Source organism: Ferrovibrio sp. GW821-FHT12F09 (assembly GCF_058806775.1).
Map to the genome: position 1 here is coordinate 1,195,977 of NZ_JBXAPZ010000001.1, position 12,103 is coordinate 1,208,079.

The 12,103-nt window shown below is 62.6% G+C and carries 10 protein-coding genes; 8 read left to right on the plus strand and 2 right to left on the minus strand.

All coding sequences use genetic code 11. The features are described from left to right. Positions 1-4: 4 nt before the first annotated feature. The gene (locus tag AC1ROB_RS06120; RefSeq protein ID WP_492972094.1) at positions 5-1,552 is read right to left on the minus strand and encodes an acetolactate synthase large subunit; all 1,548 of its coding nucleotides are present in this window, start codon (positions 1,550-1,552) and stop codon (positions 5-7) included. Between the two features lie 65 nt (positions 1,553-1,617). Beyond that, positions 1,618-2,904: a 4-aminobutyrate--2-oxoglutarate transaminase gene (gene gabT / locus AC1ROB_RS06125; protein WP_492972093.1), complete on the minus strand. Its 1,287-nt coding sequence runs from the start codon at positions 2,902-2,904 to the stop codon at positions 1,618-1,620. A 108-nt stretch (positions 2,905-3,012) separates the two neighbouring features. Between gabT and AC1ROB_RS06130 the strand changes: the two genes are divergently transcribed. From AC1ROB_RS06130 to AC1ROB_RS06165, 8 genes are all read left to right on the plus strand, one after another. Continuing rightward, entirely contained in the window at positions 3,013-3,624 is a 612-nt protein-coding gene (locus tag AC1ROB_RS06130) for a cupin domain-containing protein (protein ID WP_492972092.1), read from the plus strand. Positions 3,625-3,892: 268 nt separating this feature from the next. Next, positions 3,893-5,080: a serine hydrolase domain-containing protein gene (locus tag AC1ROB_RS06135; RefSeq protein WP_492972091.1), complete on the plus strand. Its 1,188-nt coding sequence runs from the start codon at positions 3,893-3,895 to the stop codon at positions 5,078-5,080. A gap of 266 nt (positions 5,081-5,346) precedes the next feature. Continuing rightward, positions 5,347-6,324, plus strand: a complete 978-nt coding sequence (locus AC1ROB_RS06140; RefSeq protein ID WP_492972090.1) for an ABC transporter permease — start codon at positions 5,347-5,349, stop codon at positions 6,322-6,324. Continuing rightward, entirely contained in the window at positions 6,321-7,160 is an 840-nt protein-coding gene (locus AC1ROB_RS06145; RefSeq protein ID WP_492972089.1) for an ABC transporter permease, read from the plus strand. Before AC1ROB_RS06140 ends, AC1ROB_RS06145 begins: the two co-directional genes overlap by 4 nt. A gap of 5 nt (positions 7,161-7,165) precedes the next feature. Further along, complete coding sequence (locus AC1ROB_RS06150; protein ID WP_492972088.1) at positions 7,166-8,815, plus strand: ABC transporter ATP-binding protein; 1,650 nt, start codon at positions 7,166-7,168, stop codon at positions 8,813-8,815. A gap of 14 nt (positions 8,816-8,829) precedes the next feature. Beyond that, a complete protein-coding gene (locus tag AC1ROB_RS06155; RefSeq protein WP_492972087.1) occupies positions 8,830-10,422 on the plus strand; it encodes an ABC transporter substrate-binding protein in 1,593 nt (530 codons plus the stop codon). 31 nt (positions 10,423-10,453) lie between these two features. After that, a complete protein-coding gene (locus AC1ROB_RS06160; protein ID WP_492972086.1) occupies positions 10,454-10,942 on the plus strand; it encodes a nuclear transport factor 2 family protein in 489 nt (162 codons plus the stop codon). 138 nt (positions 10,943-11,080) lie between these two features. Further along, positions 11,081-12,085 carry a succinylglutamate desuccinylase/aspartoacylase family protein gene (locus tag AC1ROB_RS06165; RefSeq protein ID WP_492972085.1) on the plus strand — a complete coding sequence of 335 codons (1,005 nt, stop codon included), beginning with the start codon at positions 11,081-11,083 and terminating at the stop codon, positions 12,083-12,085. The last annotated feature ends 18 nt before the right edge of the window (positions 12,086-12,103 follow it).

Genomic DNA, 12,103 nt, shown 5'->3' on the forward strand with positions numbered 1-12,103 from the left:
CCGGTCAGAGCACCGCCTCGATCAGCATCGGGCCGCGCTGGCGCAGGGCGCCCTCGAACAGCGTGACGAAGGTTTCGACGCTGTCGGCGCGTGCCGCCGTCACGCCCAGGCCACGGGCCATCGAAACCCAGTCGAGGTTCGGGGCATCGAGGTTCAGCATGCGTTTGGCATTCTCGCCGAAATCGTTGACGCCGACATTGCGCATCTCGCCCTGCAGGATGGCGTAGGAACGGTTGGCGAAGACGACAGTAACCACATCCAGGTTCTCACGCGCCTGCGTCCACAGCGCCTGGATCGTGTACATGCCGCTGCCATCGGCCTGCAGGCCGATCACCTTGCGGTCGGGGCAGGCAATCGCCGCCCCGGTGGCCAGCGGAATGCCGATGCCGATGGCGCCGCCGGTGAGTGCCAGGAAATCATGCGGGGCCGACTGCTGCGACAGGTCGTAGAACTTGCGGCCCGACGTGATCGACTCATCGCAGAGGATGGCATTCTCCGGGATCATCGCGGCGATGGCGAGGTTGATGGCCTCCACGGTCAGCTTGCCGCTGCCGGGCCGATCGAGCGGTTGCGCGGCGGGTGTTGCCAGCGGCGTTTTCGCCCCCAGTTCGTCGGCCAGCCAGGCCAGCGTATGCTTCAGGTCATTCTCGGGGCCGGCGAGCGGCAGCACCTCGCAATGATCCTGCACCAGGCGGCCGGGCTTGCCGGGATAGGCGAAGAAGGCGACCGGCTCCTTGGCGCCGATCAGGATCAGGGCGTCCAGCTCCTTCAGGAACGGTACAGCCACGTCGATAACATAGGGAATGCGGGCCGCACTCACGCGATTGCCGCCGCGTTCGATACGGCCATTGGCACCCTGGGTCAGCAGCCGCGCGCCGGTAGCCTGCGCGATGCGGCCGGCGATCTCCAGCGCATCGGCACGCATGGCCTTGCCGCTCATCATGATGGCGGTGCGGGCACCCTTGGTGCGCAGGGTTGCGGCCGCCTTGCGGATGGCCTCGGGTGCCACCGGCTGCAGCGCCGGCAGGGCGGCGCGGGTCACCTTGGCGGCCGGCAGGTCGCCCCAGGCGGCATCGGCGGGCAGGATCAGGGTGGCGATACCGGGTTTGGTCATCGCGGCCTGATAGGCGGCGACGGTCTGGCTTTCCACCTCGTCGGGCCGGGTGATACGGCCGACCCATTGCGACATCGGACGGGCGATGCTTTCGATATCGCTGGTCAGCGGCGCATCCAGATGCAGGTGATAGGTGGCATGATCGCCCACCACATTGATCATCGGCGTGAAGGCGCGCCGCGCGTTATGCAGATTGGCCAGGCCATTGCCCAGACCGGGGCCCAGATGCAGCAGGGTGGCGGCCGGCTTGTCGGCCATGCGGGCATAGCCATCGGCGGCGCCGGTCACCACGCCTTCGGACAGGCCGAGCACGCAGCGCATCTGCGGCTTGCGGTCCAGCGCGGCGACGAAATGCATTTCCGACGTGCCGGGATTGGCAAAGCAGACATCGACATCATGGGCAAGCAGCGTGTCGCAAAGGCGATCGGCACCGTTCATCGGACTGACTTCCTGGATGTGCAAAACAGAAAAATGGGCAGCGGGATTGCCGCTGCCCGATTTAATCAGGCGCCGACGACTTCGGCCAGCGCGGCCTCGAAGATGTCGAGGCCTTCCTTGGCCTGCGCCATTGGAATGGTCAGTGGCGCCAGGATGCGGATGATGTTCGCATTGACGCCGCAGGACAGCAGGATCAGGCCCTTTTCCTGCGCCTTGGCGATCAGCGCGTTGGTCAGCGCTGCATCGGGCTCGCGGGTATTGCGGTCCTTGACCAGTTCGATCGCCACCATCGAGCCGAGGTTGCGCACCTCGCCGATACAGGAAAAGCTGTTGCGGCGTGCCATCTCGCGCAGGCGGTCGGCCATCAGCGTGCCCAGCTCCTCGGCACGCTCGCAGAGCTTCTCGTCCTCGATGACGGTCAACACGGCATTGGCCGCGGCCACGCCGATGGGATTGCCGCCATAGGTGCCGCCCAGGCCGCCCGGCTGCGCCGCATCCATCACTTCGGCGCGGCCGGTGAGCGCGGCCAGCGGGAAGCCGCCAGCCAGGCCCTTGGCCGTGGTCACCAGGTCGGGCACCACGCCCGCATGCTCGACCGCGAACATGCGGCCTGTGCGGCCGATGCCGGTCTGGATCTCGTCGGCGATCATCAGGATGCCGTGTTCGTCGCAGATGCGGCGGATTTCCTGCAGGAAGTCTGCCGGGGCGATATAGAAGCCGCCTTCGCCCTGCACCGGTTCGACGATGATCGCCGCCACGCGGGCCGGGTCGACGTCGCTTAAGAAAAGCTGCTGCAGCGCGTTGATCGCATCGGCCGTGCTGATGCCGTGATAGGGCTTGGGATAGGGCGCATGATAGATCTCGGCCGGGAAGGGACCGAAATTCTTCTTGTAGGGCGTCACCTTGCCGGTCAGTGCCATGCCCATCATCGTGCGGCCATGGAAGGCGCCGCTGAAGGCGATCACCGCCGTGCGGCCGGTATGGGCCCGGGCCACCTTGACGGCATTCTCCACGGCTTCGGCGCCGGTGGTGACGAACATGGTCTTCTTGGCGTGATCGCCCGGCGTCAGGCTGTTCAGCCGTTCGGCCAGCCGGATGTAGCTCTCATAGGGCGCCACATGGAAGCAGGTATGGGTGAAGGCATCGGCCTGGTCTTTCACCGCCTGGATCACGGCAGGATGGCGGTGGCCGGTGTTCAGCACGGCAATGCCGGCGGCGAAATCGATATAGCGCTTGCCGTCCACGTCCCAGAGTTCGGCATTTTCCGCGCGGGCGGCGTAGAGCGCCTTGGTGGCGATGCCGCGGGGAACAGCGCTGGACTGGCGGGTGGCAAGCGAGGGGGCCGTAGCCATCGGATTTCCTTTCCGGGATTGTCAGGCCATGATGGAGCGGGCAATATGGCACTGCTCAATATCTTGAGCAAGAGGCCATGCATGGGTAATCAGGCAAGGAGGGCGACAGTGTCGAGCGAAGCCACCGCGAAAGAACCGGCCAGCGAGTTCGATGTTGGCGGCCGGCTGCGGGATCTGCGCACGGCCGCCGGCCTGTCGCAGCGCGAGCTGGCGCTGCGGGCGGGGGTGCCGAATGGCCAGATCGCCATGGTGGAGCGGAACAAGAGCAGCCCTTCCGTGGCCAGCTTGCGCAAGATCCTGGATGGCCTGTCGATGACGCTGGCCGACTTTTTCAACGAAGACAGCCAGAAGAATGCCGAGAAGGTTTTCTTCGGTCCGGGCGACTTCCTCGACCTGACCTCGCATATCCACGGCACCATGAAAGACAAGGTGGGACGCGTGATTCTGCGCCAGGTCGGCGATGCGCATGCCCATAACCTGCAGATACTGCAGGAGCGCTACGAGCCCGGTGCGGATACCGGCGAAAGCATGCTGGAGCATACCTCCCATGAAGGCGGCATCGTGCTCTCGGGCAGCATCGAGGTGACGGTGGGCGATCAGGTGCGCATCCTGCAGCCGGGCGACGCCTATCTGTTCGACAGCCGCCTGCTGCACCGGTTCCGCAATATCGGCACCGAGCCCTGCGAGGTCGTCAGCGCCTGCACGCCGCCCTATCTCTGAGGCGGTTTTCCGGTTCCCGGAGCAATATTTTTCCGGGCCGTAACTGGCCTGGCGGGCTCCGGCCCGCTTTGCGTCGGACAGGCTGCGGTCAAATTGTGCAGAATTTTGAGCAAGATACTGCCGAATCCGCCCGCCTCGCCCGCTTTGGGACCGCTGCCGGGAGGCCAAACCCGGCCGCTGCGCGGGAGAGATAAGGGCATTGCAATTTGCCGCCGTCTCTCTTCAGATGATACGGAAACTAATCGACTGATTGATTAGAGGGGCGTGGATGACACCGATTTTCGATACCGCGGGCTTCGAGGCCGAGCGCAACGGACAGGCGCTCAATTACCCGGTCGGCAATTTCTACACCGAATCCCAGCCTGCGTTCATTGTCGGCTCCTACAGCCATTACGACCAGATTTATCCCCATCATGTGATCCATCGGGCGGCCGAGCCCTGGAATTTTGCACGCGCCGCACTGCCGCCGATCACCTACCAGCATGAGGGTAAGCCCCGCGGCCTGGAGGATTATTTCACCCACAACCCGGTCACCTCCTTCATCGTCGCCCAGGGCGACAAGATCCTCTACGAGCGCTACCGCTACGCCCGCAACGACCGTCATCGCTTCACCTCGATGTCGATGGCCAAGACCGTGACCGCCATGCTGGTCGGCATCGCGGTAGGCGAAGGGCTGATCGACATCGACAAGCCGATCAAGCAATACGAGCCGGCATTGGGCGCCGGCGCCATCGGTGACATTCCGGTGCGCGCCGCCCTGCAGATGGCCTCGGGCCTCGACTTCTCGGAAGATTACGGGGGGCGCGACAATCTCGGCGAGTTCCGCAATGCGCAGCTGATGGGCTCGCGCGTGGTCAACCGCAACCGCCTGCTGCTCGCCTTCAGCCAGATGGCCAACCCGCCGGGCAAGGTGTTCAATTACGCCGGCATCGATACGGCGCTGCTAGGCGTGGTGCTGCGCAACGTCACCGGCCGGCATCTGTCGGATTATCTGACCGACAGGATCTGGCACAAGATCGGTTGTGAATCCGATGCCACATGGCAGACCGACGTCTATGGCCATGAAATCGCCTATGCCGGGATCAATGCCACGGCGCGCGATTATGCACGTTTCGGCCGTCTGCTCGCCCATGACGGCAACTGGAATGGCGAGCAGATCATCCCTGAGGCCTGGGTGAAGGAAGCGACGACGTTGCCGGCGGAAGGCGTGGCTTCCCCGCAGCCGCAGCAGGCCGGCAAGGCCTATGGTTTCCAGACCTGGATCGTGCCGAACCGCGAACGTCGTATGTTTTCGCTGCGCGGTATTCGCGGCCAGATGATCTATGTCGATCCGGCATCGAAGCTGGTGATGGAGCAGACTTCCGTGCGGCAGATTCCGGTCGACGAGCAGCGCAATGCCGAAACCTTCGAGGTCTGGCGCGCGCTGGTGAATGCCCTGGGCGGCGGCAAGATCTGACGCGCGCCGGGCATCGCATGGTGCGAGCATTGCCGCTACGGCATGTCGCGCGGCTGTCTGTGACTGTGTGCGATGCCAAGACGCCTGCGCTTATGAGTGGTGGATCGGCGAGCGCAGACAGCCCGCAGGCTGTGTCTATTAATCGTGGACAAAACTGCGTGTTTGTTTTAAAAATGCAACATTAATCGAGTGATTAAAGATCGTCCTGCGGCACACGGGCAATCCGGGACGGAACAAGACAGCGATAGCGTGCGGGGGTGTTGGGGATGCGGATTCTTGGTTATGCCGGCGTTCGAATCCTGAAGGGCATAGCCGTACTCGCGGTCATCATCCTCCTCAATTTCATTCTGATCCGCATGGCGCCCGGTGACCCCGCCGAAGTGATGGCGGGCGAGGCCGGTGTGGCCGATGCGATGTTCGTGGCGCAGCTGCGCGAGCAATTCGGCCTCGACAAGCCGTTGTACGAACAGATAGGCCGCTATTTCCTCGGCGTGATACAGCTCGATCTCGGCTATTCCTACCGTCAGCACGAACCGGTGCTGACCCTGATCCTCGAACGTTTGCCGGCGACGCTGATATTGACCCTCACGGCCTTTGTCTTCGCGATCCTGGTCGGTGTCAGCCTGGGTGTACTGGCTGCGCTGAAGGTGGGCAAACTGCTGGATGGCGTTGTGACGCTGCTGGCGCTGCTGTTTTATGCCGTACCACTGTTCTGGCTCAGCCTGCTGGCCATCATGCTGTTTTCCGTCTGGCTCGACTGGCTGCCGGCCAATGGCATGGAAAGCATCGGCGCGGGTTATACCGGCTGGAAGCGCGCGCTCGACATCATCTCGCATCTGATCCTGCCGGCCGGAACGCTGGGTCTGTTCTACGTTGCCATTTACGCGCGGCTGACGCGCTCCTCGGTGCTGGAAGTGAAGGACCTTGACTTCGTGCGCACCGCCAAGGCCAAGGGCATGCGACGCGGGCCGATCATCACGCGCCATATCCTGCGCAACGCGGTGCTGCCGGTCATCACCTTCGCCGGCATACAGGCCGGACAGCTGGTCGGTGGTGCGGTGTTGACCGAGACGGTCTTCGCCTGGCCAGGTATCGGCCGGCTGGCTTTCGATGCCCTGCTGCAGCGTGATTACGCGGTTCTGCTCGGCGTTTTCCTGGTGACCTCGCTGATGGTCATTATTTTCAACATGATTACCGATGCGATCTATCGCTTCGCCGATCCGCGTATCGGAGCCGTGGCATGAACATTGTCGCGCTCAGGTATTTCCTCAGCCGGGTCGGGACGATTGTCGGCCTGGTACTGCTGGCCGCGGTCGTCCTCGTCGCCATTTTTGCGCCGGTTCTCTACGAACAGGATCCGTGGCAGATGGTGACGCGGCCGTTCCTGCCGCCTTTCACCAATATGAGTTACCCGCTTGGCACCGACATGCTGGGGCGCGACATCGCCGCCGGCCTGGCCTATGGCGCGCGCGTATCGCTTATCGTGGGTCTGGTCTCCACCGTCTGCTCCCTGCTGGTCGGTGTCGTGCTGGGTGCCGTTGCCGGTTATTACGGTGGCTGGGCTGATGACCTGCTGATGCGCATCACCGAATTCTTCCAGACCATCCCAACCTTCATTTTTACCCTGGTGATGGTCGCGATCCTGCGGCCGTCGATCTATTCCATCATTCTTGCCATCGCGATTGTGACCTGGCCGCCGATCGCCCGGCTGGTGCGCGGACAGTTCTCCAGCCTGCGCAACCGTGAATTCGTGCAGGCCGCCATTGCGCTGGGCGAGAGCGACCGCCGGATCATCTTCCGCCAGATCCTGCCGAACACCATCTCGCCGGTGGTGACCATGGGCACGCTGATGGTGGCCACTGCCATCCTGGCCGAGGCCGCGATCAGCTTTCTTGGCCTGGGCGACCCCAACATGATGAGCTGGGGCTACATGATCGGCGTTTCGCGTTCAGTGATCCGCCAGGCCTGGTGGATGAGTTTCTTTCCCGGCCTGGTGATCTTCCTGGTCGTCCTGATGCTCAATATCGTCGGGCAGGGACTGAACGACATGCTCAACCCGCGCCAGACCAACAAGCGGTGATGGCGATGGGTGAGACGCTGCTTTCGGTCCAGAACCTCACCATCGGCCTGTCCAATGCCGGCGACCGGTTGAATGCGGTCGAGGATGTCGGCTTCGAGGTCCGGGCCGGGGAAATTCTCTGCATCGTCGGCGAATCCGGCTCGGGCAAGTCGATAACGGCCTCTGCGGTGATGGGCCTGCTGCCGGAAAGCGGCGTCAAGCTGCGTTCCGGCCAGGTCCTGTTCAAGGGCACCGATCTTTTGCGGCTGCCGGAAGAATCCCTGCGCCAGATCCGCGGCGCCGATATCGGCATGATCTTCCAGGAGCCGATGTCGGCCCTCAATCCGGTGATGCGTATCGGCAGGCAGATCGAAGAGGTGCTTGAGGCCCATGACGTGCCAGCGGCCGAGCGGCCGGCGCGCGTGCTGGAGCTGCTGCGCGCGGTCGGTCTGCCCGACCCGGAAACCCTGCGCCATCGTCATCCCTTCCGCCTGTCGGGCGGTCAGCGCCAGCGCGTCGTCATCGCCATGGCGCTGGCACTGGAACCGCAGATTCTGATCGCCGACGAGCCGACCACGGCGCTGGATGTCACCACCCAGGCGCAGATCCTGACGCTGATCCGCGATATCCAGCGCAGCCGCGGCATGGGCGTGATGTTCATCACCCATGACTTCGGCGTGGTGGCCGATATCGCCGACCGGGTTGCCGTGATGCAGAATGGCCGCATTGTTGAAATCGGCACGGCGCAAGAGGTTCTGTATAACCCGCAGCACGCCTATACCCGCACCCTGATCGCTGCCGTGCCGCATTTCCGCAAGGATATCCTGGAGCAGCACAGCGACCAGCCGCTGCTGAGTGTCCGCAATCTGAACAAACGCTATGGCGGCAAGGGCAGCTTCTTCCAGCCAGCAGCAACGGTGAAAGCCGTGGACGATGTCAGCTTCGACATCGGGCATGGCGAGACGGTCGGGCTTGTGGGGGAGAGCGGGTCTGGCAAGTCGACGGTCGGCCGCTGTCTGATCCGGCTGATCGAGCCCGATAGCGGCGTTATCGAGTTTCGCGGGCAGGACCTGGCCAAACTGGACCGCCAGGCCATGCGGCCCTACCGCAGCAAGATCCAGATCATCTTCCAGGATCCGTTTGACTCCCTGAATCCGCGCTACCGGGTCGGACAAAGCATCATGGCCGGACCCTTGGCCCATGGCGTGTCAGAAGATCAGGCCCGGCGCCGCATGTATCGCCTGCTCAAGCGCGTCGGCCTCGACGCGGCGGCAGCCGAACGCTTTCCGCATGAATTCTCTGGCGGCCAGCGCCAGCGCATCGGCATCGCCCGCGCCCTGGCCGTGGAGCCGGCCTTGCTGGTGGCCGACGAGGCGGTATCGGCGCTGGATGTGTCGGTGCAGGCCCAAGTGCTCAACCTGCTGCGCGAGATTCGCGACGAATTCGGCATCTCGATGCTGTTCATCACCCATGACCTGCGCGTGGCCTCGCAGATGTGCCACCGGGTGATCGTGATGCAGAAAGGCAAAATTGTGGAAACCGGGGATTCGGTCGCGATCTTCGAGCGGCCGCAGCATGAGTACACGCGCTGCCTGATCGGCGCGATTCCGGGACAGGATTGGGAAAACAGGATTACGACAACGGACAAACACGCGCCCGCCATACCGGTGGGCTGAATCTGGAGGGGAAGATGGCTGATTTCATGATGACCCGCCGTGCAGTTCTTGGCGCGGCAACGGCAACCTCGGTCTTTGCGTTGAAGCTTGGCAATCTGCAGGCCGCGCCCAGCGGTGGCGTTTTCAATGCGATCGCCTTCCCGGAGCCTTCCACCCTGTTTATCGGCCTCGATCAGAACGGCCCGACCCAGCTGGTGGCCGGCAAGATCTACGAAAGCCTGCTGACCTACGATTTCGATTTCAAGCCGATGCCCAGCCTGGCGAAGTCCTGGGAGATCACCGAAAACGGCCTGAATTATGTCTTCCGGCTGCAGGAAGGCGTCAAATGGCATGATGGCGCGCCCTTCACGGCCGATGACGTGGTGTTTTCGATCAAGGATTTTCTGATGGAGGTGCATCCGCGCGCCCGGGCGATTTTCCAGAATTGCGATGTGATCGAGGCGCTTGATCCGCTGACGGTGCGCTTCCACCTGAAGACCCCGTTCGCGCCTTTCATGATCGCTTTCGAGATGTCGACCACGCCGATCGTTCCGGCGCATCTCTATAAGGGCACCAATTTCCGCACCAACCCGAACAACGCCAAGCCGGTAGGCACGGGCCCGTTCAAGCTGGAGGAATGGCGCAAGGGCGCATTCATCAAGCTGGTGAAAAACACCGACTATTACATCAAAGATCAGCCGAATCTGGACGAGATCTACTTCCATATTATCCCGGATGCCGCTTCGCGCGCGGTGGCGGTGGAGCAGAAGAAGATCAATCAGGTCCAGTCGGTTGATCTTGAACCGCTGGATGCCATCCGCCTGCAGGATCTACCGCATTTGCAGAAGATCAATCGTGGCTTCGAGTTCTATGGCCCGGTTGTTCGCATCGAACTCAATAACCGTATCGCTCCGTTCGACGACAAACGTTTCCGCCAGGCAATCAACTACGCCATCGACAAGAAGTTTGTGCGCGACTCGATCTTCTTCGGCCTGGGCCGGGAAGCCACCGGTCCGATCAACAGCCGGACGCGGTTCTATGACAATAAGGTCAAGCGTTACGATCTCGATCTTGCCAAGGCGCGGGCCCTGCTCGATGAGATGGGCCTGAAGCCGGGCGCCAACGGAATGCGCACCAAGATCTCGCTGCTGCGTCTGCCACTGGGCGACAATTACCTACGCCTGGCGGAATACATCAAGCAGGCCCTGCAGCGGATCGGCGTCGAAGTCGAGCTCGAATCGGTGGATTTCGCCGGCTGGACCTCGCGCTATGGCAACTGGGATTTCCAGATGACCATAAATCTGCCGTATCAGTTCGGCGATCCGGCGCTGGGCGTCGCGCGGTTCTTCATTTCGAGCAACATCCGCAAGGGCGTGCCCTTCTCGAACACGACCGGCTATGTGAACCCCAAGATCGACGAGCTGTTCGCCAAAGGCAGCGAGACCATCGTCGAAGCCGAGCGTCAGGCGATCTACTCCGAGATCCAGCGGATCCTGCTTGAGGATGTCCCGATGGTCTGGATGTTCGAGCCGGAACGCCCGGTGCTGCTCGACAAGCGGTTCGACGATTGCGTGGTCACCGCCATCGGCGTCAACGAAACCTATCGTCGAGCGCGTAAGGTCGCCTGAAGCTCAACATCCCTGAAGCCGGAGTCCCGTTATGTCCGATCTTGAAAGCCGTATCCGCCGTCTGGAGGATTTCGAGGCGATCCGCCAGCTCAAGGCCTATTACGCCTGGGCCTGCGACGACAAGTTCACCGACGATCACAAGCCGAAGTCCGAGGCGGAAATCGAGGCGATCATCCGGCCGATGGTGGATGTCACCTTCACCGAGGATGCGGAGTGGCAGGGCAGCCCAGCCGTTCCGCCGATCAAGGGACGAGAAGCGATCTGCCAGCGGCTGTGTCAGAGCCGCTGGACCTTCGCCATGCATTATTATCTGAACCCGCATATCACGCTGGATGGCGACAAGGCCCATGCCACCTGGATGCTGTGGGAGCCCTGCACGCAGGAAACGGAGAACAAGGCGCTGTGGATGTCGGCGCTCACCGAGGATGACTATGTGCGCACGCCGCAGGGCTGGCGGCTGAAGAAATACACCGTGCGCCTCAAGTTCCTCACGCCCTATGACAAGCCTTGGGTGAAGTGAGTGCCGTCTGTTTTTTGCACTTCTAACTAAGCAATCGACCGATTAAATAAATAGACAGAAATCGGCGATCGACTTATATTTTTAACAGCCGGGCAAAGCTGGTTTTGGCTGTTGCCTTGTGGTGAAAGGGACGTCTGCGTGGCCGAGGTGAAACGTTGGACGATTGATCTGCCCGACACTCGGGTCGATGAATTCCCCTGGCGGATTCATGTGCATGAGATCGTCGGCGACCGGCCGGGTCCAGCGACGGCGGTGATCTCGGGCACCATCGGCGACAAGCCGCTGGGTGTGTTGGCGCTGCACGATCTGGTCGGGCAACTGGCGGAGCGCAAGGATATCGCCGGCCGCATCATCATCATCCCGGCGGCCAATCCCTTCGGCCTGCAGGGCGGCACGCGGCACAATCCCGATCTGGTCGAGCTGCATCGCCGCTTCCCCGGCAGCACGCGCGGCCTGGTGTCGGACCAACTGGCGCATGCGCTGATGACGGCCCTGTTCGAACGCGTCGACGCCATCATCGACCTGCATTCCGGCACGCCGATGCGGCGTACGGTCTTTGCCTACGACTACGGCAATCTCGATATGACCGCTTCGGCGGGACATATGCCGGTGATGATCAATCGTCATAATCCCGGCAATCTCTGCTCCAGCGCCATGGCCAAAGGCATCAAGTCCTGCACGCTCGAATTCGGCGGCGGCTCGGACCAGGATACCGAGGTCGGCCTGGAAAGCGTGCTCAACATCCTGCGCTATCGCGGCCATCTCGACGATGCGCCGACCGGCCCGGACAAGGTGGCGGTGTTCGACAAGGTGAAATACTGCGTCGCCTCCACCGATGGCGCCCTGTGCAGCCCCTATGGACCCGAACATGTGGGCGAGCCGGTGCCCTCCGGCGTGTTCGCCTGGATCACCAATGTGGTCACCGGCAAGCGCGTCGAGGAATTCAGCGTACCCGCGCTCGGGGAGAAGAGTGGCGAGGGGCCGGATTTTATTCATTTCGGCCGCGTTGTCATGGAGCCTTTCGTGATGACCGCGCCGCCACTGCTGATGATCGCCCAGTATGTGCCGTCCATGGTCCGTGCCGGCGCCCTGCTGTTCATGCTGGGCTGGAGCCGGGGCGACATGCCAGTGCCGCGGCGCTGACCGATCCGATCACTATTC

Excerpts from the sequence above, each read along its gene's own strand:
- AC1ROB_RS06120 (WP_492972094.1), bottom strand. The coding sequence starts at position 1,552 with ATGAACGGTGCCGATCGCCTTTGCGACACGCTGCTTGCCCATGATGTC.
- gabT (WP_492972093.1), bottom strand. The coding sequence starts at position 2,904 with ATGGCTACGGCCCCCTCGCTTGCCACCCGCCAGTCCAGCGCTGTTCCC.
- AC1ROB_RS06135 (WP_492972091.1), top strand. The coding sequence starts at position 3,893 with ATGACACCGATTTTCGATACCGCGGGCTTCGAGGCCGAGCGCAACGGA.
- AC1ROB_RS06140 (WP_492972090.1), top strand. The coding sequence starts at position 5,347 with ATGCGGATTCTTGGTTATGCCGGCGTTCGAATCCTGAAGGGCATAGCC.
- AC1ROB_RS06145 (WP_492972089.1), top strand. The coding sequence starts at position 6,321 with ATGAACATTGTCGCGCTCAGGTATTTCCTCAGCCGGGTCGGGACGATT.
- AC1ROB_RS06150 (WP_492972088.1), top strand. The coding sequence starts at position 7,166 with ATGGGTGAGACGCTGCTTTCGGTCCAGAACCTCACCATCGGCCTGTCC.
- AC1ROB_RS06155 (WP_492972087.1), top strand. The coding sequence starts at position 8,830 with ATGGCTGATTTCATGATGACCCGCCGTGCAGTTCTTGGCGCGGCAACG.
- AC1ROB_RS06160 (WP_492972086.1), top strand. The coding sequence starts at position 10,454 with ATGTCCGATCTTGAAAGCCGTATCCGCCGTCTGGAGGATTTCGAGGCG.